We start from the raw sequence: 24,141 nt of genomic DNA on the forward strand, positions 1-24,141 counted from the left end.
AATGGACGACGCCCTGGGCAGTGCCCACGGCGGATACGACGAGCGGAGAATAATGTCCGGGCATTCCAAGTGGGCCACCACGAAGCACAAGAAGGCCATCATCGACTCCAGGCGCGCGAAGTCCTGGGCCAAGCTCATCAAGAACATCGAGGTCGCCGCCAAGCTGGGCGGAGCTGACCTGCAGGGCAACCCGACCCTTTTCGACGCCGTGCAGAAGGCGAAGAAGACCTCGGTCCCGAAGGACAACATCGACCGCGCGGTGAAGCGCGGAGCGGGCATCGGTGGCGAGGCTGTCGAATACACCTCGATCATGTACGAGGGCTACGGCCCCAACGGCGTCGCCATGATGATCGAGTGTCTGACCGACAACAAGAACCGCGCGGCGGCCGAGGTGCGCACCGCGCTCAGCCGCAACGGCGGAACGCTCGCGGACCCCGGCAGCGTCGCCTACAACTTCAGCCGCAAGGGCGTCATCGTGGTCGGATCCGAGGGGACCACCGAAGATGACGTGATGATGGCCGCTCTCGAGGCCGGCGCCGAAGAGATCGAGCCGCACGCCGAAGGCTTCGAGATCATCACCGAGGCCACCGATCTCGTCACCGTGCGCAGCGCCCTTCAGGAGGCGGGAATCGACTACGAGTCCGCCGACGTCGAGTTCGTTCCGAACCTCAAGGTGGAGATCGACGCAGACACGGCCCGCAAGATCTTCCGCCTCATCGATGCGCTCGAAGACAGCGAGGACGTGCAGAACGTCTTCACGAACTTCGACCTCACGCCCGAGGTGCAGGCCGAGCTCGAGAACGACGACGCGTAGGCGCGGCGTCGCCCCGGGATCCGGGGCGACGCATAGCCTGGGGGAGTGACCTCCTCCTCGCTTCGCGTGCTCGGCATCGACCCCGGTCTCACCCGGTGCGGTGTCGGTGTGGTCGACGTTGATCGGGCTCGTCGGGGCACGCTCGTGCACGTCGGGGTCATCCGCTCCGAGCCCGATCTGCCGATCGGTGAGAGGCTCGCGCTGGTCGCGGCCGGCATCCGCGAGGTGATCGAGACCCATCGGCCCGACGCCGTCGCCGTCGAGCGGGTCTTCGCACAGCAGAACACCCACACAGTGATGGGCACGGCGCAGGCGAGCGGCGTGGCGCTGCTGCTCGCGGCCGAGGCCGGTCTTCCCGCAGCGACGCACACTCCGAGCGAGGTGAAGGCGGCGGTGACCGGCTATGGTTCGGCCGACAAGCGCCAGGTGCAGGCGATGATCGCGCGCATCCTCCGCCTGGATGCTCCTCCGCAACCGCCGGATGCCGCCGACGCGCTGGCGATCGCCCTCTGCCACGCATGGCGACGCGGCGCTGCCGGCGCACCAGGGCAGGAGTCGCTGACACCGGCGCAGAAGGCGTGGGCTGATGCGGAGCGTGTCGCTCGAACATATCTACGATCCGGTGCGTAGGCTGGTCGGATGATCTCCTCGCTGCACGGCGCTGTTCTCCACTCGACCGCCGATCAGGTCATCATCGACGTCGGTGGCGTCGGATTCTCGGTCGCCGTTCCCGCCGATGTCGCGCACACCGCGACGGTCGGCGAGAAGCTGCTGCTGCACACGAGCCTGATCGTCCGCGAGGACTCCCTGTCTCTGTTCGGATTCGCCGATCGCAGCGAGCTGGAGATCTTCGGACTGCTCATCAGCGTCACGGGCGTCGGACCGAAGTCGGCGCTCGGGGTGCTCTCGCACCTCACCGTCGACCAGATCGCCGAGGCCGTGACCGGCGAGGACGACGCGCCGTTCCGGCGTGTCTCCGGTATCGGACCGAAGACGGCCAAACTCATCGTCCTCCAGCTCGCAGGCAAGGTGCACCCCGTCGGCGCCGGGTCGAAGCCGGTGAAGACCGGCCCAGTCGACGTCGTCGATCAGGTCACCGCCGCGCTGGTCGGCCTCGGGTGGTCCGAGAAGGTCGCCGCCGAGGCCGCCGCGCAGACGGCCGCCGAGGCATCCGAGGCAGAGCGAGCGTCTGTCGCGCCGCTCCTGCGCCGCACTCTGGCTCTCCTGGGGCCGGCGCGTGTCTGACGTCCGCGACGCCGCCGAGCCGGCGGACGACACCGAGCTCGCCATCGAGGGTGCTCTGCGCCCCACGAGCCTGGGCGAGTTCGTCGGTCAGCAGAAGGTCCGTGGGCAGCTCCAGCTCCTGCTCGATGCGGCGCGGATCCAGAACCGTCCGCCGGATCACATCCTGCTCGCGGGTCCTCCTGGACTCGGCAAGACCACGCTGGCGATGATCGTCGCGCATGAGAGCGAGCGCCCGCTGCGACTCTCGAGCGGACCCGCGATCCAGCATGCCGGCGACCTCGCCGCCCTGCTCTCGAGTCTCGTGCCCGGCGAAGTGCTGTTCATCGACGAGATCCATCGAATGGCTCGCTCTGCGGAGGAGATGCTGTACCTCGCGATGGAGGACTTCCGCATCGACATCATGGTCGGCAAAGGCGCGGGAGCGACCAGCATCCCGCTCGACCTCGCCCCGTTCACGCTCGTCGGCGCCACCACTCGCTCGGGCCTGCTCCCGAACCCGCTGCGCGACCGCTTCGGATTCACCGGCCACCTCGAGTTCTACGACGAACCGGAACTCGAGCGCGTCATCGATCGCTCCGCTCTCATGCTGCGCGTCGATCTGCCGCGGGATTCGCTCTCTGAGATCGCCCGCCGGTCGCGGGGTACACCGCGAATCGCGAACCGCCTGCTCCGACGGGTGCGCGACTATGCGCTCGTCCACGGCGGCGGGGAGGCCTCGTTGCACGGGGTCCGGGCCGCGCTCGAGCTCTACGACGTCGACCCGATCGGCCTCGACCGTCTCGACCGCGCCGTGCTCGAGGCTCTCGTGCGTCGCTTCCGCGGCGGGCCGGTCGGCCTCAGCACGCTCGCGGTGGCTGTCGGCGAGGAGGCGGAGACCGTCGAGAGCGTGGTCGAGCCGTACCTCGTGCGCATCGGATTCCTCGGCCGGACACCGCGTGGTCGAGTGGCCATGCCGGAGGCCTACGCCCACCTGGGGATCGCGCACCCCGATGGGGCGCTTCGACTTGATGACCTATAATCACTGAAGACTTCCCCCGATAGAACTGCGCGCCCGTCTGTGGTGCGCGCACCTGAGAAAGGCCCTTCGCCACCATGCCCATGGAAATCCTCCTCTTCGGCCTTCTCGCCGTGCTCGTCGTGTTCATGTTCGTCAACGGACGCAAGCGCCAGAAGCAGATGAAGGCGGAGCAGGAGGAGAAGGCCACCAAGACGGTTCCCGGTGTCAAGGTGCTCCTGCAGGGTGGTCTCTACGGCACGATCGTGGCGTACGACCACGATGACCTCGACTCGCCCGCGCTCGTCGAGATCGCGCCCGGCACGGTCATCGAGGTGCACAGCCAGGCGATCCTCCGCATCGTCGAGCCCAAGGACGCCGTCGTCGAGGATGCTGACGACTCGGTCGTCGTGGTCGATGAGGCGCCCATCGTCGATGACGCTCCTGCGATCGAGACCACCGAAGAGACCCGTCGTCGTCTCGAGCGCGACGCCGACGACAAGTAGTCTTCGCGCTGCACGACTTCGGCACTCCGGCATCTTAGAAAGCTGATCACACGTGGCCACTTCTTCCCCGGTCCGTCATGCCTGGCGGGTCCTCATGGGCCTGCTCCTGGCGACGGGCGTCCTCTTCGGCATCAACGCCCTCGGCGTCCACGTGTTCGAGAAGAGCTCCTGGTCTCCTGAGCTCGCGCTCGACCTCCAGGGCGGCACGCAGATCGTGCTGAGCGCGGAGACCGAAGACGGAGCTGCGCCCTCGCCGGAGCAGCTCGATCAGGCGGCGGCGATCATCCGACAGCGCGTCGACGCGTCTGGCGTGGCCGAGGCAGACATCACCACGGAGGGCGGCCGCAACATCGTGGTTCAGATCCCGGGTGTCGCCGACGAGCAGACGCGTGCCCGGATCCAGTCCAGCGCGCAGCTCGAGTTCCGCCCGGTGCTCGCCACGACCGCAGGCACCAACCAGTACGTGGGTGAAGACGGCAATGAGACGGCCTATCCGACTCCGGACGACTCGCTGAACGCGACGCCGACGGCCGAGCCGACGGATGCGAGCGACCTCGCATGGGTGACAGACCGGCTGGCCGCAGAGTTCCAGGCCTACGACTGCGCCAACCCCGACAACGACCCCTCGAACGCGCCCAAGGATCAGCCGCTCATCGCGTGCGATCCCTCCGGGCAGGCGAAGTACCTGCTGGGACCGACCGAGCTCACGGGCGATGCGATCACGGACGCCTCGGCAGGCCGTGACCCGAGGACGGGCGCATGGCTCGTCCAGCTCACCATGAACGGAGACGGCGCCGAGGCATTCGGCGAGGTCAGCACCCGCCTCAACCAGAACCGCCTGGCTGAGCTCTCGCCGCGTGACCAGTTCGCCTTCGTCCTCGACGGGTCCGTCATCAGCGCACCGCGCATGAACGGGCAGATCCTCGACGGCCGCCCCAGCATCTCGGGCGACTTCACCCAGGAATCCGCGACCGCCCTGGCTGACCAGCTCAAGTTCGGCGCGCTGCCGCTCAGCTTCGAGGTGCAGAGCTCCGACACGATCTCGGCGACCCTGGGCACACAGCAGCTCCAGATCGGCCTCATCGCCGGACTCATCGGTCTCGCTCTCGTGGCGATCTACTCGCTGATCGTGTATCGCGCGCTCGGAACCGTGATCATCGCCTCGATCGCCGTGATGGCGGTGCTGACCTACGTCATCATCTGCATCCTCGCGTGGCGACTCGGGTTCCGCCTGTCGCTCGCCGGCGTCGCGGGTCTCATCGTCTCGATCGGCTTCACGGCCGACTCCTTCATCGTCTACTTCGAGAGGATCCGAGACGAGCTGCGCGACGGCAAGTCCATCACTTCGGCGGTCGAAGACGGCTGGGGCAGAGCCAAGCGGACCATCTACATCTCGAAGTCGATCAACATCCTCGCGGCCGTCGTGCTGTACATCCTCGCTGACTCCACGGTGAAGGGCTTCGCCTTCACACTGGGTCTGACGACCCTCATCGACGTGTTCATCTTCGTGATCTTCACCCACCCGGTGATGCAGCTGCTCGCTCGCACGAAGTTCTTCGGCGGCGGACACAAGCTCTCCGGCCTCGACCCCGAATCGCTGGGCGCGGTGTACCGCAGCCGGTCGCAGTTCCGTCAGGTGCCGACCGCCACGGCGGGGCGCGGTGCGAAGAACGCCAGGGCCAAGGGTGAAGCCGAGCGCCGTCAGACCATCGCAGAGCGCAAGCGCGCCGAAGCACTAGCCGGTGACAGATCCAGCCGCACCGGAAGCGAGGGGGACGCCTGATGGCTTCCATGAATGAGTTCGGCAACAACCTGTACTCGGGAAAGACCTCTTTCCCGTTCGTCGCCAAGCGCCGCCTGTGGTTCATCATCGCGATCGCCCTGGTCGTCGGTTCGGCGCTGGTGCCCCTCCTGCGCCCGATCCAGTTCTCGATCGAGTTCACCGGCGGGTCGCAGTTCACGGTTCAGGCGCCCGACAGCACCGACCAGCGGACCGCGACCGACGCGGTGCAGTCCGTCGTGCCGGGTGCAGCGACCAAGGTCGTCGTCATCAACGGCAGTGACATCCGCGTGCAGACCGATCAGATGGGCGCGGATGAGACCCAGCAGGTCTCCAACGCTCTGGCCGATGCCTTCGGAGTCGAACCCGACAGCGTGACGTCGTCGTTCATCGGCCCAGCATGGGGCGAGAACGTCACCAGGCAGTCGTTGTGGGGACTTGCGATCTTCCTCGCACTGACCTTCCTGATCCTCGCCATCTACTTCCGCACCTGGAAGATGTCCGCGGCTGCGATCGTCGGCCTTCTGGATGTGCTCGTGATCACCGTCGGCGTCTACGCCCTCGCCGGTTTCGAGATCTCGCCCCCGGCGGTGATCGGTTTCCTCACGATCCTCGCCTATTCGCTGTACGACACGACGGTGGTGTTCGACAAGATCAGGGAGAACACGACGGAGGACGGCGAGAACTCGTCTCGGACGTTCGGCGAGTCGGTCAACCTCGCGGTGAACCAGACGCTGGTCCGATCGATCAACACCTCGGTCGTGGCCGCTCTGCCGGTGGGAGCGGTGCTCTTCATCGGCGCCTTCTGGCTCGGTGCCGAGTCGCTCACGGACATCTCGCTCTCGATCTTCGTCGGCATCCTGGTCGCGACCTACTCGACGCTGTTCGTGGCTGCTCCGCTCTACTCGCTGTTCCGCGAGAACGAGCCGCAGATCGCGGCGCGCGACGCGAAGATCCGCGAGGCGCGAAGCCTCGCAGCCGCAGAAGCCTGATCGTCCCCGCTCCTCGGGGCCGCACCCCGCAGGGCACGCGTAAACTGTTGTGATTCGGAGGTGAGCGGATGGCGGAACCGCAGACGGCGTCGCAGGGCTCCAGCCTGAGACGACTGGTTCCCCGCATCTTCTCCCGCGCGCCCAGGATCAACGACCTCGACAATCTGATCCGCACGGTGCGTGCGAATCACCCCAAGGGCGATCTGGCCGTCATCGAACGCGCCTACGCCGTCGCGAAGGAGAAGCACGCAGGGCAGCAGCGGCAGAGCGGTGAGCCGTACATCACGCACCCGCTCGCTGTCGCACAGATCCTCGCCGAGATGGGCCTCGGCCCTCGAGCGATCGCCGCAGCGCTGCTGCACGACACCGTCGAGGACACCGGCTACGCCCTCACCGACCTCACCGCGGAGTTCGGCGACGAGGTCGCGATGCTCGTCGACGGCGTCACCAAGCTCGACAAGGTCAAGTACGGCGAGAGCGCGCAGGCCGAGACCGTCCGCAAGATGATCGTCGCGATGTCGAAGGACATCCGCGTTCTGCTGATCAAGCTCGCCGACCGGCTGCACAACGCCCGCACCTGGGGCTTCGTCCCTCCTGAGAAGGCCGCGAAGAAGGCGAAGGAGACGCTCGAGATCTACGCGCCTCTCGCCAACCGCCTCGGCATCCAGGCGATCAAGTCGGAGCTCGAAGACCTCTCGTTCGCCGTGCTGCATCCGAAGATCTACAACGAGATCCACAACCTCATCGCGCAGCGCACGCCGCAGCGCGAGAAGTATCTCGCTCAGGTCGTCGAGGAGATCGACGAGGATCTGCGCGATCTGCGCATCCGCGGCAAGGTCGTCGGACGCCCGAAGCAGCTGTACTCCGTCTACCAGAAGATGGTGGTGCGAGGCCGCGAGTTCGACGACATCTACGACCTCATCGGCATCCGGGTGCTCGTCGCCTCCGTTCGCGACTGCTACGCCGTGCTCGGGGCGATCCACGCGCGGTGGACCCCTCTTCCCGGGCGCTTCAAGGACTACATCGCGACCCCGAAGTTCAACCTGTACCAGTCGCTGCACACCACGGTGATCGGTCCGTCCGGACGCACGGTCGAGATCCAGATCCGCACGCATGAGATGCACCAGCAGGCGGAGTACGGTGTCGCCGCACACTGGATGTACAAGGAGCGGATGAACGGCGGGAAGGCCGAGGTCCGCGCGTCGGACAGCGACATGGCCTGGCTCGCCCACATCTCCGACTGGCAGGCCGAGACGGCCGACCCGGGGGAGTTCCTCGACTCCCTGCGGTTCGAGATCGGCGCCAAAGAGGTCTACGTCTTCACTCCCAAGGGTCGCGTGGTCGGTCTCCCGGCCGGTGCGACACCCGTCGACTTCGCCTATGCCGTGCACACCGAGATCGGTCACCGCACGATGGGCTCGAAGGTCAACGGTCGTCTCGTGCCGCTGGAGTCGGAGCTCAAGAGCGGCGATGTGGTCGAGGTCTTCACCTCGAAGAACCCCGACGCCGGTCCGAGTCAGGATTGGCTCGGCTTCGTCAAGAGCACTCGCGCGCGTAACAAGATCCGCGGATGGTTCACGAAGGAACGTCGTGAAGAGGCCATCGAGCAGGGCAAGGAGGCCATCGCTCGCGCGATGCGCCGCCAGAACATGCCGCTGCAGCGGTTGATGAGCCAGGACTCGTTCGCCGAGGTAGCCCACCAGCTCCGCTACGAGGACGTCTCGGCCCTGTATGCCGCTGTGGGCGAGGGGCATGTCTCGACGCAGTCGGTGCTCGAGAAGGTCACCGCGCTGGTCGCGGCGACCGACCCCGCCACAGGTCCGATCGACCTCCCCGGCAGCATGCCCTCGCGCGAGCCCCGCTCCGGCGATTCCGGAGTGCTCGTGCGTGGTGCATCCGACATCCTGGTCAAGGTCGCGAAGTGCTGCACCCCGGTGCCCGGCGACGCGATCGTCGGGTTCGTCACCCGTGGCAGTGGCGTGTCGGTGCACCGCACGGATTGCCCGAACGTCAAGGCGCTCGAGAGCGACGAGGACCGATTCGTCGAGGTGTCCTGGGCGCCGACGACCAAGAGCGTGTTCCGCGTGCAGATCCAGGTCGAGGCTCTCGACCGTTCGGGTCTTCTCTCGGATGTGACCCGTGTGCTCAGTGAGCACCACGTCAACATCCTGTCGGCGACGGTCAGCACCACGGACGAGCGCCTCGCGATCAGCCGCTTCGTGTTCGAGATGGGCGATGCCGTGCACCTCGACCGCGTGCTGAACGCCGTGCGTCGCATCGATGCGGTGTACGACGTCTACCGCGTCACCTCGTCCTGACGAGGAGCCTTTCGAGTGCACCGCGACCGGCCCGCTTTCCCGGCACGCGGATCATGGTGTCGATCTCGCTGAGTGCGACCGAGACGAGGGCCGGCTCGGTGTCGGCCAGCAGCAGCATCCATCGCCGCAGCGACTCGTCGCGGTGCAGGCCGAGGGCGAGATCGACCATCGTGCGCTGGGGCGTCATGACGGGCACCCCGCCGATCAGCTCGATGTGCGTGCGAGACAGCGCGGTGTCGTGCAGGATCACCCGAGGGGGCAGCGCTGCGCGGATGCGGTGGCCGACCGTACGTCGGACATGGTGGCGAGCGGGCGGAGCATCACCGGCCCCGTGAATCCATGCGGCCGATGGACCGGAGGCAGCTGTGTCGGCGGGGACGAGGGCCGCGATCGCAGCCGCCCTCGCGCTCGGGCTCTCGATGAGATCGGCGGGAATGTAGCCCTCGCCGAGATCGACCAGGTGCCCGTCGATCCTCGCCGCGCTGAGCTCGGGGATCGTGAGCCGTTCACCGGGCAGATACAGGAACGCGGGGTGCATCACGCCAGTCTGGCGCGGTGCACCCCGCGTTCCGTGTCGATCGGAGGATCTGTGGAGAAGGTCAGCCGCCGAGCGCGTTCAGCCAGGCGCGGCGCGCTTCGAGAGCATCCGCTGCGGCCTTGGCGGCCTTCTTGTCTCCCGACTTCTCTGCGGCGGCGAGCTCGGCCTCGAGCTTCTCGATCGCCTCGAGGAGCTGCGAGCTCATGTCGTTGGCGCGCGCCTTGGTCTCGGGGTTGTTCTTCTTCCAGTCGACTTCTTCACGAGCCTTGAGAGCCTGCTCGATCACGCGGAGGCGATCGTCGAGCGCCCGCTCCTTGTCTCGGGGGAAGATGCGACCGATCTCGTCCCACTGGCGCTGGATGCCGGTGAGCAGCGCGCGGGCGCGCTTGATGTTGGGCTCATCGGCCACGGCCTTCGCCTCTTCGAGCAGAGCCTGGCGAGCCTCGATCTTCGGAGCGGAGTCTGCCTCTTCCGCAGCCGACTGCTCGGCCCGTGCCGAGTACAGCGCGTCTCCCGCCGCCTTGAACCGTGCCCACAGCGCGTCGTCTGCCTTGCGTCCGGCGCGGCCGGCGGCCTTCCATTCGTCGAGCAGGGTGCGGTACGCAGGGATGCCGTCGACGCCGCGCGGTGCGAGTGCCTCTGCGCGCTCGACCAGACGAGTCTTCGCGTCGCGGGCGGTCTTGTGCGTGTCGTCGAGCTCGGAGTAGAACGCGCGGCGTGCCTTGTCGACCGTGCCGCGTGCATCGCGGAACCGCTTCCAGAGCTGCTGCGAGACGCCCTTCGACAGGCGCGGACCGTTCTGCTGCTGTGCCTGCCAGGCGTCGAAGAGCTCGCCGAGCTCAGCGGTGACCTGCTTCCACTGCACCTTCGACAGGTCGCGGGCGGCGATCTCCTCGGCACGCTCGACGAGGGCCGTGCGATCGGCGATGGCCTTGTCGACCAGTTCCTTCGCCTGCTGGGCCTCCTGAGCCGTCGCCTCGGAGAGCGAGGAGGTCAGGGCGTTCAGTCGCTCGCGGAGTCCGGCGAGGTCGCCGACGGCGGCCGCATCCGTCGCCTCGGCGAGAAGGTGGCCCGCCTGCTTGACGAGGTCGGCGGCGGAGGCGCCCCCGGCCTGGTGGCGCTGCTCGAGCGTGTGCACCTTGAAAGCGATGTCCTCGTACTTGCGCACGAAGTAGGCGAGCGCCTCGTCGGGCGTGCCGTCAGGGTACTGTCCGACGACGCGCCAGTCCTCGCCCTCGCGCACCTCGACGGTGCCGTCGTCTGTGACGCGACCCCACTTGGCGGCGTCGGACGACGACGCGGCGCTGGCGGCGGCAGCAGCCGGCGCGACGGCAGCCGGCGTCGGCACCTTTCGCGGCAGGGGCGCAGCCGGGGGAGCGGGAACGGGGGGAGTCGGCTTCGACGGCTCTGTGGCAGACACGGTGATTCTCCTTGCGCGGTAGGGCCCGCGGGAGGCGGAAAGGACGAGCTTCAGCCTAGTACGAGAGCGAGGTTGCAATGTGGTGGTCGGATCTCACAATGGCCGTTACCGATCTGTGAGCGAATCGTTCGACGCACGAAACACCGGGCGTCACATGCGGGAAACACCAGGCTCCTATCGTCGCCTTCACGACGTCCCCCGGCGATTGGAGCAGTATGAACGAGGTCTTCCTCACCCCCAAGGAGATCGTCGTCGTGGGTGCCGGTATGGTCGCCCACCGGTTCGTCGAGAGCCTGATCAGCCGGGCTGACACGCCGATGCATGTGACGGTCATCGGCGACGAGGCGCGCCGGCCCTACGACCGGGTCGGTCTCACCGGATTCTTCTCGGGGGCGACGCCGGAGGATCTCGAGCTCGATCCCTCGGTCTTCGACGACTTCCGCGTGCGGTTCATGGCCGATGACAGGGTGCTGCGGATCGACCGTTCGGCTCGCACCGTCACGACCAGATCGCGCAGGAGCATCCCGTACGACACGCTCGTGCTCGCCACAGGCTCCTACGCCGCCAAGGTCGCCGTCGACGGGGCCGACCTGCCAGGGTGCTTCGTCTACCGCACCCTCGAAGATGTGCACTCGCTCAAGGAGTTCGTCTCGGCGCGGAGCCGGATGCTCGGCCGTCCGCTGCGCGGCGCCGTCATCGGCGGAGGTCTCCTCGGTCTCGAGGCCGCCGGCGCACTGCAGGGGATGGACGTGGAGGCGACCGTCGTGCAGTACTCCGATCGCCTGATGTCGGCGCAGCTGGACTCCGCAGGGGGAGGAATGCTCAAGCGACTGCTCGAGGCGCGAGGGATCTCGGTGCGCACTCAGTCGCGCACGACGCGTCTCGACCCTGACGAGTCGGGTGCGGTCACCGCACTCGAGTTCCAGGACGGCTCGGTCGAGAGAGCCGACGTCGTCGTCTTCACGGTGGGTGTCCGCCCGCGCGACGAGCTCGCACGCAACGCGGAGATGCTCGTGGATCCGCGGGGTGGCATCATCATCGACGACCGGTGCTCGACCTCCGACCCGCACATCCTGGCGATCGGCGAGGTCGCCAGCTTCGAGGGTCGCTGCGTCGGACTCGTGGCACCCGGCTACGCGATGGCGGAGGTCGCAGCCACCCGACTCCTCGGCGGTGACGCGGCGTTCCCCGGATACGACGACTCCTCGAAGCTCAAGCTCTCGGGCGTCGACGTCGCGAGCTTCGGCGATGCGATGGCGACCACTCCGAACGCTCTCGACGTCGTCTATGCCGATCCGGTGGCCGGGGTCTACAAGAAGCTCGTGCTGTCGGACGACGCGCAGACGCTGCTCGGTGGGATCCTCGTCGGAGACGCGGCAGCCTACGGCGCCCTGCGCCCCCTGGTGGGCGCGAAGCTCGGGGCGGACCCTGCCGCGTACCTGCTGCCGGAAGGTGGCAACGAGGCGCCCGGCGGCGAGCTGCCGGACGAGGCCGTCGTCTGCTCGTGCTCCAACGTGACGGCTGGACGCATCCGCCAGGCGGTGCACGAGGAGGGCTGCACCGATGCCGCCGCAGTGAAGGGGTGCACGAAGGCAGGCGCCACCTGTGGGTCCTGCGTCCTGATGGTCAAGAAGGTCGTCGGTCAGGAGCTGACGAAGCTCGGTCAGACCGTGTCGCACGCGCTGTGCGAGCACTTCGATCTCTCGCGCCGCCAGCTGTTCGACGCGGTGCGGGTCGCGCAGCTCACGACGTTCAGTGCGATCGTCGACCGGTTCGGGCGCGGGCGCGGGTGCGACATCTGCAAGCCGGCGATCGCCAGCATCCTGTCCGTCCTCGTCGGAGCCCACGTGCTCGACGGAGAGAACGCCACGCTGCAGGACACCAACGACCATGTGATGGCCAACATGCAGAAGGACGGCACGTACTCCGTCGTGCCGAGGATGGCCGGTGGAGAGGTCACTCCGGAGGGACTGATCGCGATCGGGCAGATCGCCAAGGACTTCGCGCTGTACACGAAGATCACCGGGGGTCAGCGCATCGACATGTTCGGGGCGCGGCTGGAGCAGCTGCCGCTGATCTGGCAGCGTCTGGTCGACGCCGGCTTCGAATCGGGCCAGGCGTACGGCAAATCGCTGCGCACGGTGAAGTCGTGCGTCGGCTCGACGTGGTGTCGATACGGAGTGCTCGACGCCGTCGGCATGGCGGTCAAGCTCGAGCTCCGCTATCGAGGCCTTCGCGCGCCGCACAAGCTCAAGCTCGGCGTGTCCGGGTGCGCTCGCGAGTGCGCCGAGGCGCGGGGCAAAGACGTCGGCGTGATCGCCACCGAGACCGGATGGAACATGTACGTGGGCGGGAACGGCGGATTCACTCCGCGGCACGCCCAGCTGCTGGCCTCCGATCTCGACGACGAGGGGCTGATCACGGCCATCGATCGGTTCTTCATGTACTACATCCGCACGGCCGATCGTCTGCAGCGGACGGCTCCGTGGTGCGAGGATCTCGAAGGGGGTCTCGACGGCCTCCGAAGCGTGATCTTCGACGACAGCCTCGGTATCTGCGCCGATCTCGACGAGGCGATGGCGCAGCACGTCGATCGCTACGAGGACGAGTGGGCGGCGACCCTCGCCGACCCCCTCAAGCTCGAGAGGTTCCGGTCATTCGTGAATGCCGCCGACACACCTGATCCTTCGCTCGCCTATGTCTCGGAGCGCGGCCAGATCCGTCCGGCCACCGCGGAAGAGCGCCGCACCGGCGGGGTCCTCATCGCCGGGACCGCGCTGGAGGTGCGTCGATGAGCCTCGCGATCGACGCCGCGACGCACGTGCGGGTCTGCACGATCGGCGACCTCGAGGTCGAGAGGGGTCGCGCGGCTCTCATCGACGGACAGCAGGTGGCGCTGTTCCTCCTTCCCGACGGGACGGTGCTCGGCGTCGACAACCTCGACCCCTTCTCGGGTGCGCACGTCATCTCACGCGGGATCGTGGGCAGCCGGGGGGACACTCCCACCGTCGCCTCTCCACTGCACAAGCAGGTCTTCGATCTGCGCACAGGCGAGTGCCTCGAGACCCACGGCAAGCCGCCTGCGGCGCTGCGGGTGTGGCCGGTCGCGATCGACGACGGCACCGTGTACGTCGGGCCACCGGAGAGCACGGGCCCATGAGACGCGCACGAGTGGGCAGGGTCGACCTGATCGGCGGAGGGCCGGGTCCGGCTGATCTCATGACGGTGCGCGCGTACCGACTGCTCATGGCGGCGGATGTCGTGATCGCCGATCGCCTCGGTCCGTTCGAGGAGCTCAGGCACGAGCTGCCACCGCATGTCGAGATCATCGACGTCGGCAAACGCCCGGGACATCATCCGGTGCCGCAGCACGAGATCGACGCTCTCCTGGTGGACCGCGCTCTCGCAGGGCATCGGGTGGTTCGCCTCAAGGGTGGGGACCCGTTCGTTCTCGGGCGCGGGGGCGAGGAGGTGCTCGCGTGCGAGGCCGCCGGCGTGCCGGTCAGTGTCACACCGGGTGTCAGCAGTGCGATCTCCGTGCCTCAGTCCGCGGGCATCCCCGTGACCCACCGCGGCGTCGCGTCGGCCGTGCACATCCTCAACGGCCACGGCGACCTCACCGCGAGCGCGATCGCGTCCATGTCCGATCCGTCCGTCACCACCGTGATCCTGATGGGGGTGGCGTCGCTGCCTCGCCTGGCCGCTTCAGCCGTCTCGCACGGCGTGCCGGGGGACATCCCCGTGGCGATCGTCGAGAACGGGCACACCGAGAGGCAGCGGACGATCCGCAGCACCCTCGCGCAGGCGGCCACGGATGCGGCCTCGGCCCAGGTGGTGAATCCGGCCGTGATCGTGATCGGCGAAGTCGCCCGGGCAGGGCTGCTGCTGCCGACACCGGCGATGATCGCGGAGAGCATGACATGACCACTGCGCGCGCACTCGACTCCGCGCTGGCCGGGTGCACGATCATCGTCGCCGCCGACCGTCGCTCGGTCGATCTGGCGACCGCTCTCGAGCGGCGGGGCGCGGTCGTCCATCGAGCACCCGCGCTGAGCATCGTCACCAACTCCGACGACGCCGAACTGCTCGCTCGCACCGAGCGAGTGATCGCTTCTCCACCGGACATCGTGATCGTCACCACCGGGGTCGGGTTCCGCGGATGGATGGATGCCGCGCACGAGAACGGCCTCTACGGGCAGCTCGACCGAGCCCTGCAGGGTGCGCACTTCGTCGCTCGGGGCCCGAAGGCGCACGGTGCGATCCAGCAGGCGGGCTTCACGGCCGACTGGGTCGCCGAGTCCGAGACATCGGCCGAGGTCGGCGAGTACCTCCTCGCCTCCGGAGTGGCGGGGAAGCGGATCCTCGTGCAGCATCACGGCGCCGGCGCGGACGGACTCGACGAGTTGCTGACGGATGCCGGCGCAGAGGTGCTGAGCATCACCGTCTACCGCTGGGGCCCTCCTCCGGACCCGGACGTGGTGCGACGCTCGGCGCTTCAAGCGGCCGGCGGGGAGGCAGACGCCGTGCTGTTCACGTCGGCCCCGGGAGCGGCATCGTGGATCGCGTTCGCCGAGGAATCCGGCGCGCTGGAGAGCGTCAGGAGGCGCGCCGAGTCGGGGCGCCTCCTGCTCGCCTGCGTGGGGCCGATCACCGCCGCGCCTCTGCACACCGCGAACCTTCGCACCACGATCGCCGACCGGGGGCGTCTCGGATCGCTCGCCCGGACCGTCATCGCGCACTTCGGAGGGGGGAAGGCGCCGTCTCTGCCGACCGATGCCGGACTCGTCGAGGTGCGCAGCGGCGGAGTCCTCGTGGACGGTGCGTTCATCCCGCTCTCCCGGTCGGCGGCAGCGCTGATCGAGGCACTGGCCTCGGCAGGGGGCCGCGTGCTCTCGCGAGCCGAACTCGGCGGGGTGCTTCCGGGGGCGGAGCGCAACGGACACGCGGTCGAGGTCGCCGTCGCACGGCTGCGGGAGGCGCTCGGCGGTAACGAGCTCGTGCACACCGTGGTGAAGCGGGGCTATCGTCTCGCGGTCACCGAGTACTGAGCGGCGTCGCAGCAGCGACCGGAACACCGGGCGCTCCGGATCGCACGACGCGCGGGAGGGTGGCCGGGTAGCCGCTCAGCGGGTCACTCGGCAGGGGCGTCCGTGGGCGCGGGCTCAGGGGTCGCCTGGTCCGACGGCAGCGGAGCGTCGGTCGGTTCGACGGTCGGCGTAGGGGAGGGCGCTGGCGGGTTCACCTGAGCATGCACGACCTGACTCACGATGGCGCCGGCGATGATCAGCACGCCGACGACGACGGCGATCGCGTTGTCGCGGGTACGGCGGCGGATCTGCCCCTCGTGCCACGTCTTGCGGGCTGTGTGCAGGCGCGCGCGCTCCGCTTCGGTGCGCGACTGCTGCGTGCTCTTCCCGCGTCCGGCCATTGCGTGCTCCCTTACTCGACGTGAATGTGCAACGTCGCCTGAGAGCCTACCGTCGAGATCGCGCCGCCCTGTTCTGCCCGAAGTGTCGGTGCCCCGCGTTAGCCTGGACGGATGACCTCCGCAGCCGCACTGCTCTCCGGGCAGACGCCCCTCGCCGTGCGCATGCGCCCCGTGTCGCTCGATGAGGTGGCGGGCCAGAAGCACCTGCTGCGCGCCGGTTCTCCCATCGTCGCCCTGGCCGATCCCGCTGCCTCCTCCCCGGGTGCCGTCTCGATCATCCTGTGGGGGCCGCCCGGCACCGGCAAGACCACCCTCGCTCAGGCGATCGCGCGCTCATCCGGGCGCAGGTTCGTCGAGCTCTCGGCGATCACCGCCGGCGTCAAAGACGTGCGCGAGGTCATGCAGGAGGCGATCACCCAGCGGGACCTCTACGGCCAGACCACGATCCTGTTCCTCGACGAGATCCATCGATTCACCAAGGCGCAGCAGGACGCGCTGCTGCCCGGCGTCGAGAACGGGTGGGTCCTGCTGATCGCCGCGACCACCGAGAACCCCTCGTTCTCGGTGATCTCGCCGCTGATGTCGCGGTCGCTGCTCCTGACGCTGCAGCCGCTGACAGACGACGACGTCGGGCTGCTCGTCGATCGGGCGGTGACCGATGCGCGCGGACTCAACGGCGCGGTCACTCTCGCCGATGACGCGCGTGCCGCCCTCATCCGACTGGCGTCCGGCGATGCGCGACGCGCGCTCACGGGGCTCGAGGCGGCTGCGGCCGTCGCTCTGTCGAAGGGCAAGGAGGGCGCGGTGCCGGCCGCGACCGCCGACGATGTCGCTCAGGCCGTCGACAAGGCCCTGCTGCGGTACGACCGTCAGGGTGACGAGCATTACGACGTCATCAGCGCGTTCATCAAGTCGATCCGCGGCTCCGACCCCGACGCCGCACTTCACTACCTCGCAAGGATGATCGAGGCGGGGGAGGACCCCCGTTTCATCGCGCGGCGTCTGGTGATCTCGGCGTCCGAAGACGTGGGTCTCGCCGATCCTCAGGCGCTCTCGATCGCGGTCGCCGCCGCCGATGCGGTCGCCTTCATCGGCATGCCCGAGGGGCGGATCCCGCTCGCCGAGGCGACCGTCTACCTCGCCACGACCGCCAAGTCGAACGCGGCGTACGTGGGAATCGACGCGGCGATCGCCGACATCCGCTCCGGCGGGTTCGGTCGGGTGCCGCTGCACCTGCGCGACGCCCACTATCCCGGTGCCAAGCGGCTCGGCCACGGACGCGGCTACGTCTACCCGCACGACGGCGAGTTCGGCATCCTTCCGCAGCAGTATCTGCCCGACGAGCTGCGCGGGAAGCGGTACTACGAGCCCAAGAACTTGGGCGCTGAGCGAGACATCTCGGCCCGCCTGGAGCGCATCCGTCGCATCCTCGACGGCCGGTGACACGAATCTGTTAGACTGGATCGGCTCGAAACCAAGTTTTCGGGCATCTCCTCGTTCACACCCCACCTTGCTGGCGCCCCGGCGTGCGCTCCAAGGCAGAACGCGGACGATACGTCCGTGAGTCGTGAAAGACGCGACCACGTCATCGGAAGGATAACTTCGTGACCACGAAGTCCCAGGACCGCCGCAAGGTGCGTCTGAGCCGTGCACTCGGCATCCCGCTCACCCCGAAGGCCGCCCGCTACCTCGAGAAGCGTCCCTACGCTCCGGGCGAGCACGGCCGCACCAAGCGCAAGGCTGACAGCGACTACGCCGTCCGTCTTCGTGAGAAGCAGCGTCTGCGCGAGCAGTACGGCATCCGCGAGAAGCAGATGCGCAACACGTTCAACGAGGCTCGCCGTCAGGAGGGCCTGACCGGTGAGAACCTGGTCGAGCTGCTCGAGATGCGTCTCGACGCCCTGGTCGTGCGTTCGGGCTTCGCCCGCACCACTGCGCAGGCTCGTCAGCTCGTCGTGCACCGTCACATCCTCGTCGACGGCCAGCTCGTCGACCGCCCGTCCTTCCGCGTGAAGCCGGGTCAGCTCATCCACGTCAAGGCCAAGAGCGAGGGCACCGAGCCCTTCCAGGTCGCAGCAGCCGGCGGTCACGCCGAGGTCCTGCCTCCCGTTCCCGGCTACCTCGAGGTAGAGCTCGACAAGCTCCAGGCTCGCCTGGTTCGTCGCCCGAAGCGCGCCGAGGTCCCCGTGACCTGTGAAGTGCAGCTCGTCGTCGAGTACTACGCAGCTCGCTGAGTTCAGCTTTTCCGCAGAAGGCGTCGGGGTCACCCGACGCCTTCTGTCGTTTCCGCATACGATGGAAGCACCGCGCCCACGCGGGCCAAAGGCAAGGATGGCGACATGAAGAACGTGCAGTGGTTCCTGATCGGTGTGATCGGCGGCTTCGTCGCGGCGCATCTCATGAACAACGACCCGCGCGGTCATGAGATCCTCGCCGAGGTCGACGCCCGCTTCAACGAGTTCACGGGGATCGTCGGCGATGCCTTCCGCGCGGAGCAGGCTCGTCTCACCGACCCCTCTGACGACTGACCGTCGCGGCACCCTCGCCGCGACATCACGTCAGCCGTCACGCCCTTCCACACCCTGTACGCAAGGACACCTGGCACCCCTATGAAAACTGCGGAGATCGCGGAGCGGTATCTCGACTTCTTCGAGAAGAACGACCACCTCATCGTCCCCTCGGCCTCGCTGGTCAGCGACGACCCGTCGCTCCTGTTCACCGTCGCCGGAATGGTGCCGATGATCCCGTACCTCACCGGGGTCGTGCCCGCACCGCATCCGCGCATCGCCGATCTGCAGAAGTGCATCCGCACCAACGACATCGAAGAGGTCGGCAAGACCGCGCGTCACGGCACCTTCTTCCAGATGATGGGCAACTGGTCGTTCGGCGACTACTTCAAAGAGGGTGCGATCCGCTACGCGTGGGAGCTCCTGACCAGCTCCGAGGCCGACGGCGGCCTCGGCTTCGACGAGAAGGACCTCTGGGTCACCGTCTATGAGACGGATGACGAGGCCGAGGCGATCTGGCGTGACATCATCGGCCTCAAGCCCGAGCGCATCCAGCGTCTGGGGCGCGCCGACAACTACTGGAACACCGGTCAGCCCGGCCCCGGTGGACCGGACTCCGAGATCTTCTTCGATCGCGGCCCCGCATACGGCAAGGACGGCGGCCCGGCCGCCGACGATTCGAGGTTCCTCGAGATCTGGAACCTCGTGTTCATGCAGGACTTCATCGAGAACATCCGGGGCAAGACCGAGTTCGACATCGTGGGGGAGCTGCCCCAGAAGAACATCGACACCGGCATGGGACTCGAGCGCGTCGCCTTCCTCAAGCAGGGCGTCGAGAACATGTACGAGACCGATCAGGTGCGCCCGGTGCTCGACCGTGCTGTCGAGCTCTCGGGTCGGCGCTACGGGGCCGTGCACGAAGACGACGTCCGCTTCCGGGTGGTCGCCGACCACGTGCGCTCGTCGCTCATGCTGCTGTCGGACGGCGTTCGCCCGTCCAACGAGGGCCGCGGCTACATCCTCCGACGCCTGATGCGTCGCACTGTGCGCTCGATGCGTCTGCTCGGTGTCGACGAGCCGGTGTTCCCCGAGCTCTTCGCCACCTCGCGCGACGCGATGAAGTCCGCCTACCCCGTGCTCGAGAAGGAGTGGTCGACTCTCTCCGCCTCGGCGATCGCCGAGGAGGAGACCTTCCGCCGCACGCTGGCATCGGGATCCACGATCCTCGACCTCGCGCTCGATGAGACGAAGAAGAGCGGCGGAGCCTCGCTGAGCGGCTCCGAGGCGTTCCTGCTGCACGACACCTACGGCTTCCCGATCGATCTCACGCTCGAGGTCGCCGAAGAAGCGGGTCTGGCGGTCGACCGCGAGGCGTTCGACACCCTCATGCAGGAGCAGCGCTCGCGCGCCAAGGCCGATGCACGCAATCGCAAGCGTCAGCTCGCGGACGTCTCTGTGTACCGCGATCTCCGGGCTCTGGGTGAGACGGGCTTCGACGGATACTCCGAGCTCGAGGTCGACTCGCGCATCCTCGGAATCCTCGTCGACGGCCACACCGTTCGCAGCGCCGCAGAGGGGCAGATCGCCGAGGTCGTGCTCGCCGAGACCACGCTGTACGCCGAATCCGGTGGGCAGGTCGCCGACAAGGGCGTGATCGTCGGCCCCGGGTACGAGCTCGAGGTGCTCGACGTGCAGCGCCCGGTGCCCGGACTCATCAGTCACACCGTCGAGGTCACCCGCGGTGTCGTCGCCGTCGACGATGCGGCCACCACCGTCGTCGATGCGGCGAATCGACGCGCGGCTCGCCAGGCTCACTCCGCGACGCACCTCGTGCACGCCGCGCTCCGCGACACCCTCGGTCCGACGGCGACGCAGGCCGGGTCGCTCAACCGTGCGGGCTACATGCGGTTCGACTTCTCGTGGTCGCAGGCGCTCTCGGCTGACACGCGCACCGAGATCGAGGAGATCACCAACCGCGCCGTCAACGACGCCCTCGAGGTCACGACCCGCATCGTGACGCTCGATGAGGCGAAGGATGCCGGAGCCATGGCTCTCTTCGGCGAGAAGTACGGCGATGTCGTGCGCATGGTCGACATCGGAGGGCCGTGGTCTCGCGAGCTGTGCGCGGGAACCCACGTCAGCACGAGCGCGGAGATCGGTCTCGTCAGCGTCGTCGGCGAATCGTCCGTCGGTGCGTCGAACCGACGCATCGAAGCGCTGGTCGGTCAGGATGCGTTCCGCGAGCTCGCGGCAGAGCGTGCGCTCGTGTCGCAGCTGACGACCTCGCTCAAGACCCCTCGCGATCAGCTCGCCGAGCGCATCGCCGATCTCTCCGCGAGCCTCAAGGCGGCCGAGAAGCGCATCGCGCAGTTCGAGTCCAAGGAGCGCGCGGGGCGTGTTCCGGCCATCGCCGATGCGGCGAGCCGCGTCGGCGCCTTCCGGGTCGCTGCGCAGTCGCTCGGCGAGGTGGCTTCGGCCGATGACGTGCGCGAGCTCGTCCTCGCTGTCCGGGACCGCCTCGGTTCCGACGCCGCCGTCGTCGCGCTCGGGGCCTCGGTCAACGGTCGCCCTGTGGTGGTCGTCGCGACGAACGACGCCGCCCGTGCGGCCGGCGCCAAGGCCGGAGCGCTCGCGAAGCGTGCCGCTTCGGTGCTCGGTGGAGGTGGCGGCGGTCGTGATGACGTCGCTCAGGGCGGTGGCACCGATGTCGCAGCTCTGCAGTCGGCGCTGGAGGCCGTGTCGCAGGAGCTGCAGTCAGCGTGAGCGGATTCCGCCGCGGGGTGCGCATCGGCATCGATGTCGGGCGGGCGCGCGTCGGGGTCGCTCGCTGCGATCCGGACGGCATGCTCGCGGTGCCCGTCGAGACGGTGCAGCGGAACGAGCAGGCGATCGACCGGATCGCCACGATCGCCGAGGACTACGACGTGCTCGAGTTCGTCGTCGGACTGCCCGTCAACCTGATGGGTGCCGACACGGCATCGACGACGGATTCCCGTGAGTTCGCGGTCGCCCTGCAGGCTCGCACAGGCACTCCTGTGCGGCTCGTGGACGAGCGGCTCAGCACGGTCACTGCACACGCCGCGTTGCGTTCTTCGGGCAGAACACAGAAGAACTCTCGTAGCATTGTGGATCAGATCGCCGCGGTGGTCCTGCTGCAGCAGGCGATCGACACGGAGAAGAGCACCGGAAACCCGACCGGTGCCACGATTCCGCTCGACGAGGAGTCCCCCCGATAATGCCCGAACGTGAGAGTGCTTCGCCCCAGCACGATCCGGACGCCCGCTTGGGTGACCTGTTCGAGAACCTTCCCGACCCGGCGCAGCAGATCCCGACGGTGGACAACACGCCACCCGCGCCCGGGTCTCGTCGAGCGGCACGCGAAGCCGCCGCCGCGCAGTCGTCCACTGACCCCGCACGCCCGTCCGCGGACACGCCGACGGGTGAGGACGTGTCGCCCCGAGCGATGCCGACGGCCGCTGCCGAGGACCCCGCCGTGTCGTCGCCTTCGGCGGATCCGACGGCCTCCGCGGAGCGAGCCTCCGACGCCCCGTCGGGCGGGCCTACCGGCGACGGTGCTCCGGCCCGGGCCGGCGACGGCTCCGCGGCAGGCGGCCGTCTGGAGGACCTCTTCCACGGACATCCCGAGGACCACACCGGCAACCGACCGCCGGCGAAGAAGAAGCGTCGCACAGGGTGCCTCGTCGCCCTCGTCATCGTCCTCGCGGTGATCGGCGGCATCGTCGGCGCAGGCGTCTGGGCGTGGAACGCGTACGGCGACAAGATCAGCGATGCCCTCGGCTGGGGCGATCCGAAGGACTGGGAGCCGGGGATGGCCACCGGCGAGGTGCTCGTCACGATCCATGAGGGCGACACCGGCGCACCCGTGTCGGCGGCGCTGCACGAAGCCGGCGTCACGCGCACGGAGGATGTCTTCTACGACTACCTCGTCACCGAGAACATCGCGGTCACCTTCTATCCGGGCATCTATTCCCTGAAGGAGAAGATGACGGCCGAAGCGGCGCTCGAGGCGCTGCAGAACCCCGAGAACAAGCGCGAGAACTCCGCCAGCGTCGGCGAGGGCGCGACCATCGAATCCTCGCTGCCCGACATGGCCGAGTCTCTGGGCATGCCCGTCGAAGAGCTTCAGGCTGCGGTCGACGCGGATCCTGCGACCTACGGTGTCAGCGCGCAGAGCCTCGAGGGGTGGCTCTTCCCTGCCGTCTACACGTTCGATCCGGAGGTGACGGCCACGCAGGTGATCCAGCGCATGGTCGATCGCACGAAGGAAGCGCTGACGGAGGCCGGGGTGCCGGCCGAGGATGCGCAGCGCGTGCTGACGATCGCGTCGATCATCCAGCGCGAGGGCCTCACCGCAGACTTCCCGAAGGTGTCTCGCGTGATCGAGAACCGTCTCGACATCGACATGAAGCTGCAGATGGACTCGACGGCGCAATACGGATACGGCTCGCTCCACGAGGGGGTCGTCTCGAGCTCCGCCGAGGCGCTCGAGGACGACAACCTGTGGAACACCTACGTGCACACCGGCCTGCCGGTCACACCGATCGCCAGCCCGAGCTTTGCGGCGATCGACGCAGCGATGCACCCCGCCGACGGTCCGTGGCTGTACTTCGTGACGACGAACCTCGCCACCGGCGAGACCCAGTTCTCGGTCACCTATGAGGAGCACCTTCAGGGCGTCGAGAAGTGGGAGCAGTGGTGCCAGGAGAATCCTGACGGGGGATGCTCGGCCGGATGACCCAGCGGCGCCTCGCGGTGTGGGGAGACCCGATCGCGCATTCCAAGTCACCCCAGCTGCACGCCGCGGCATACGCCGCACTCGGTCTCGACTGGGAGTACACGCGTCGCCGAGTCGACGAGGCGGCGTTCATCGAGGCGCTGGAGACTCTGGACGATTCGTGGTGCGGGCTCTCGCTCACGATGCCCCTCAAAGAGAAGGCGCATCGAGCCGCGCGAACGCACGATCGCTACGCGGACCTCACCGGAGCGGTCAACACGCTCCTGCTGACCGGTGGGATCAGCGGGTTCAACACCGATGTCGGCGGGATCGTCGATGCCCTGGGCGAGCAGGGGCTGCTCGACATCGACCGGGTCCGCATCCTCGGCGCCGGTGCCACGGCCTCATCCGCTCTGGTCGCGTGCGTCGAGGCGGGAGCCCGCTCGATCGATGTGCGGGCACGCCGACCTGAACGCGCCGCCGCGCTCGTGGCCCTCGGGCATCGGCTCGGTGTCACGATCTCGGCGTCTCCCTTCGATGCCGACCTGCCCGACGTCGGGCTCACCGTGGCGACGCTGCCCGGTGGCACGGCGCTCGACCCCTCGACCTCTGCGCGGCTGTCTGCGAGCGGGGGAGTGCTGTTCGACGTCGCCTATTCGCCGTGGCCGTCGGCTCTCGCATCGGCTTGGAGCGACGGCCGCGCCGTCTCCGGTGAGGGGATGCTGCTGCGCCAGGCCGTGCGGCAGGTCCGGATCTTCCTGCACGGCGACCAGAGCGTTCCGCTGCCCTCCGAGGAGGCCGTGGTCGCTGCGATGAAGGCCGTTCTGTAGTCACCGGTCGTCACGCGGCACGATCCGAGTCGAA

22 protein-coding genes are annotated in these 24,141 nt (G+C 68.1%); 19 read left to right on the forward strand and 3 right to left on the reverse strand.

Going from position 1 to position 24,141, the window contains the following annotated elements; translation table 11 throughout:
• Positions 1 to 52 precede the first annotated feature (52 nt).
• The 8 genes from OPU70_RS02325 to OPU70_RS02360 all read left to right on the forward strand — a co-directional run bounded on the left by OPU70_RS02325 (position 53) and on the right by OPU70_RS02360 (position 8,649).
• Positions 53 to 814: a YebC/PmpR family DNA-binding transcriptional regulator gene (locus tag OPU70_RS02325; protein ID WP_042540590.1), complete on the forward strand. Its 762-nt coding sequence runs from the start codon at positions 53 to 55 to the stop codon at positions 812 to 814.
• 45 nt (positions 815 to 859) lie between these two features.
• Positions 860 to 1,444: a crossover junction endodeoxyribonuclease RuvC gene (gene ruvC / locus OPU70_RS02330; protein WP_056376957.1), complete on the forward strand. Its 585-nt coding sequence runs from the start codon at positions 860 to 862 to the stop codon at positions 1,442 to 1,444.
• 9 nt (positions 1,445 to 1,453) lie between these two features.
• Entirely contained in the window at positions 1,454 to 2,059 is a 606-nt protein-coding gene (gene ruvA, locus OPU70_RS02335; protein ID WP_042540586.1) for a Holliday junction branch migration protein RuvA, read from the forward strand.
• Complete coding sequence (gene ruvB / locus OPU70_RS02340; RefSeq protein WP_042540584.1) at positions 2,052 to 3,077, forward strand: Holliday junction branch migration DNA helicase RuvB; 1,026 nt, start codon at positions 2,052 to 2,054, stop codon at positions 3,075 to 3,077. Before ruvA ends, ruvB begins: the two co-directional genes overlap by 8 nt.
• Before the next feature lie 80 nt (positions 3,078 to 3,157).
• Entirely contained in the window at positions 3,158 to 3,559 is a 402-nt protein-coding gene (locus tag OPU70_RS02345; RefSeq protein ID WP_042540582.1) for a preprotein translocase subunit YajC, read from the forward strand.
• A gap of 52 nt (positions 3,560 to 3,611) precedes the next feature.
• Positions 3,612 to 5,342: a protein translocase subunit SecD gene (gene secD / locus OPU70_RS02350; RefSeq protein WP_498557073.1), complete on the forward strand. Its 1,731-nt coding sequence runs from the start codon at positions 3,612 to 3,614 to the stop codon at positions 5,340 to 5,342.
• A complete protein-coding gene (gene secF, locus OPU70_RS02355) occupies positions 5,342 to 6,331 on the forward strand; it encodes a protein translocase subunit SecF (protein WP_042540578.1) in 990 nt (329 codons plus the stop codon). The genes secD and secF overlap by 1 nt, the downstream gene beginning before the upstream one ends.
• Positions 6,332 to 6,399: 68 nt before the next feature.
• The gene (locus OPU70_RS02360) at positions 6,400 to 8,649 is read left to right on the forward strand and encodes a RelA/SpoT family protein (RefSeq protein WP_042540575.1); all 2,250 of its coding nucleotides are present in this window, start codon (positions 6,400 to 6,402) and stop codon (positions 8,647 to 8,649) included.
• On the opposite strand, the gene OPU70_RS02365 is transcribed toward OPU70_RS02360, so the two are convergent.
• The gene (locus OPU70_RS02365; RefSeq protein WP_498557074.1) at positions 8,636 to 9,187 is read right to left on the reverse strand and encodes a type IV toxin-antitoxin system AbiEi family antitoxin; all 552 of its coding nucleotides are present in this window, start codon (positions 9,185 to 9,187) and stop codon (positions 8,636 to 8,638) included. The two genes, OPU70_RS02360 and OPU70_RS02365, sit on opposite strands and share 14 nt — an antisense overlap.
• Before the next feature lie 61 nt (positions 9,188 to 9,248).
• On the reverse strand, positions 9,249 to 10,607 hold the full coding sequence (locus OPU70_RS02370; protein ID WP_079112825.1) for a DUF349 domain-containing protein: 1,359 nt from the start codon (positions 10,605 to 10,607) through the stop codon (positions 9,249 to 9,251).
• A gap of 215 nt (positions 10,608 to 10,822) precedes the next feature.
• Here OPU70_RS02370 and nirB point away from each other — a divergent pair, with 215 nt between their 5' ends.
• Genes nirB through OPU70_RS02390 form a run of 4 tightly spaced genes read left to right on the forward strand, consistent with a single transcriptional unit; the run spans position 10,823 to position 15,655 of the window.
• Positions 10,823 to 13,402, forward strand: a complete 2,580-nt coding sequence (nirB, locus tag OPU70_RS02375) for a nitrite reductase large subunit NirB (RefSeq protein ID WP_309688690.1) — start codon at positions 10,823 to 10,825, stop codon at positions 13,400 to 13,402.
• Positions 13,399 to 13,767, forward strand: coding sequence for a nitrite reductase small subunit NirD (nirD, locus tag OPU70_RS02380; RefSeq protein ID WP_079112824.1), 369 nt, complete (start codon positions 13,399 to 13,401; stop codon positions 13,765 to 13,767). Before nirB ends, nirD begins: the two co-directional genes overlap by 4 nt.
• Positions 13,764 to 14,531 carry a uroporphyrinogen-III C-methyltransferase gene (cobA, locus tag OPU70_RS02385; protein ID WP_042540568.1) on the forward strand — a complete coding sequence of 256 codons (768 nt, stop codon included), beginning with the start codon at positions 13,764 to 13,766 and terminating at the stop codon, positions 14,529 to 14,531. The genes nirD and cobA overlap by 4 nt, the downstream gene beginning before the upstream one ends.
• A complete protein-coding gene (locus OPU70_RS02390) occupies positions 14,528 to 15,655 on the forward strand; it encodes a uroporphyrinogen-III synthase (protein ID WP_498557075.1) in 1,128 nt (375 codons plus the stop codon). The genes cobA and OPU70_RS02390 overlap by 4 nt, the downstream gene beginning before the upstream one ends.
• Before the next feature lie 83 nt (positions 15,656 to 15,738).
• On the opposite strand, the gene OPU70_RS02395 is transcribed toward OPU70_RS02390, so the two are convergent.
• Entirely contained in the window at positions 15,739 to 16,035 is a 297-nt protein-coding gene (locus tag OPU70_RS02395) for a hypothetical protein (RefSeq protein ID WP_042540565.1), read from the reverse strand.
• A gap of 111 nt (positions 16,036 to 16,146) precedes the next feature.
• Here OPU70_RS02395 and OPU70_RS02400 point away from each other — a divergent pair, with 111 nt between their 5' ends.
• The 7 genes from OPU70_RS02400 to OPU70_RS02430 all read left to right on the forward strand — a co-directional run bounded on the left by OPU70_RS02400 (position 16,147) and on the right by OPU70_RS02430 (position 24,107).
• Complete coding sequence (locus tag OPU70_RS02400; RefSeq protein ID WP_311878896.1) at positions 16,147 to 17,478, forward strand: replication-associated recombination protein A; 1,332 nt, start codon at positions 16,147 to 16,149, stop codon at positions 17,476 to 17,478.
• Between the two features lie 161 nt (positions 17,479 to 17,639).
• Positions 17,640 to 18,269, forward strand: a complete 630-nt coding sequence (rpsD, locus tag OPU70_RS02405) for a 30S ribosomal protein S4 (protein WP_052492801.1) — start codon at positions 17,640 to 17,642, stop codon at positions 18,267 to 18,269.
• A gap of 105 nt (positions 18,270 to 18,374) precedes the next feature.
• Entirely contained in the window at positions 18,375 to 18,563 is a 189-nt protein-coding gene (locus OPU70_RS02410) for a hypothetical protein (protein WP_056376937.1), read from the forward strand.
• Between the two features lie 81 nt (positions 18,564 to 18,644).
• On the forward strand, positions 18,645 to 21,305 hold the full coding sequence (gene alaS / locus OPU70_RS02415) for an alanine--tRNA ligase (RefSeq protein ID WP_056376934.1): 2,661 nt from the start codon (positions 18,645 to 18,647) through the stop codon (positions 21,303 to 21,305).
• Positions 21,302 to 21,778 (forward strand): Holliday junction resolvase RuvX, encoded by a 477-nt coding sequence (gene ruvX / locus OPU70_RS02420; protein ID WP_056376932.1) that lies wholly within the window; start codon positions 21,302 to 21,304, stop codon positions 21,776 to 21,778. Before alaS ends, ruvX begins: the two co-directional genes overlap by 4 nt.
• Complete coding sequence (mltG, locus tag OPU70_RS02425; RefSeq protein WP_498557076.1) at positions 21,778 to 23,298, forward strand: endolytic transglycosylase MltG; 1,521 nt, start codon at positions 21,778 to 21,780, stop codon at positions 23,296 to 23,298. The genes ruvX and mltG overlap by 1 nt, the downstream gene beginning before the upstream one ends.
• Positions 23,295 to 24,107 carry a shikimate dehydrogenase gene (locus OPU70_RS02430; protein WP_498557077.1) on the forward strand — a complete coding sequence of 271 codons (813 nt, stop codon included), beginning with the start codon at positions 23,295 to 23,297 and terminating at the stop codon, positions 24,105 to 24,107. The genes mltG and OPU70_RS02430 overlap by 4 nt, the downstream gene beginning before the upstream one ends.
• The last annotated feature ends 34 nt before the right edge of the window (positions 24,108 to 24,141 follow it).

This window comes from Microbacterium sp. SWDP-B6 (assembly GCF_059803615.1).

Excerpts from the sequence above, each read along its gene's own strand:
- OPU70_RS02325 (WP_042540590.1), top strand. The coding sequence starts at position 53 with ATGTCCGGGCATTCCAAGTGGGCCACCACGAAGCACAAGAAGGCCATC.
- ruvA (WP_042540586.1), top strand. The coding sequence starts at position 1,454 with ATGATCTCCTCGCTGCACGGCGCTGTTCTCCACTCGACCGCCGATCAG.
- OPU70_RS02345 (WP_042540582.1), top strand. The coding sequence starts at position 3,158 with ATGGAAATCCTCCTCTTCGGCCTTCTCGCCGTGCTCGTCGTGTTCATG.
- secF (WP_042540578.1), top strand. The coding sequence starts at position 5,342 with ATGGCTTCCATGAATGAGTTCGGCAACAACCTGTACTCGGGAAAGACC.
- OPU70_RS02360 (WP_042540575.1), top strand. The coding sequence starts at position 6,400 with ATGGCGGAACCGCAGACGGCGTCGCAGGGCTCCAGCCTGAGACGACTG.
- OPU70_RS02365 (WP_498557074.1), bottom strand. The coding sequence starts at position 9,187 with ATGCACCCCGCGTTCCTGTATCTGCCCGGTGAACGGCTCACGATCCCC.
- nirB (WP_309688690.1), top strand. The coding sequence starts at position 10,823 with ATGAACGAGGTCTTCCTCACCCCCAAGGAGATCGTCGTCGTGGGTGCC.
- nirD (WP_079112824.1), top strand. The coding sequence starts at position 13,399 with ATGAGCCTCGCGATCGACGCCGCGACGCACGTGCGGGTCTGCACGATC.
- cobA (WP_042540568.1), top strand. The coding sequence starts at position 13,764 with ATGAGACGCGCACGAGTGGGCAGGGTCGACCTGATCGGCGGAGGGCCG.
- OPU70_RS02390 (WP_498557075.1), top strand. The coding sequence starts at position 14,528 with ATGACCACTGCGCGCGCACTCGACTCCGCGCTGGCCGGGTGCACGATC.
- OPU70_RS02395 (WP_042540565.1), bottom strand. The coding sequence starts at position 16,035 with ATGGCCGGACGCGGGAAGAGCACGCAGCAGTCGCGCACCGAAGCGGAG.
- OPU70_RS02400 (WP_311878896.1), top strand. The coding sequence starts at position 16,147 with ATGACCTCCGCAGCCGCACTGCTCTCCGGGCAGACGCCCCTCGCCGTG.
- OPU70_RS02410 (WP_056376937.1), top strand. The coding sequence starts at position 18,375 with ATGAAGAACGTGCAGTGGTTCCTGATCGGTGTGATCGGCGGCTTCGTC.
- alaS (WP_056376934.1), top strand. The coding sequence starts at position 18,645 with ATGAAAACTGCGGAGATCGCGGAGCGGTATCTCGACTTCTTCGAGAAG.
- mltG (WP_498557076.1), top strand. The coding sequence starts at position 21,778 with ATGCCCGAACGTGAGAGTGCTTCGCCCCAGCACGATCCGGACGCCCGC.
- OPU70_RS02430 (WP_498557077.1), top strand. The coding sequence starts at position 23,295 with ATGACCCAGCGGCGCCTCGCGGTGTGGGGAGACCCGATCGCGCATTCC.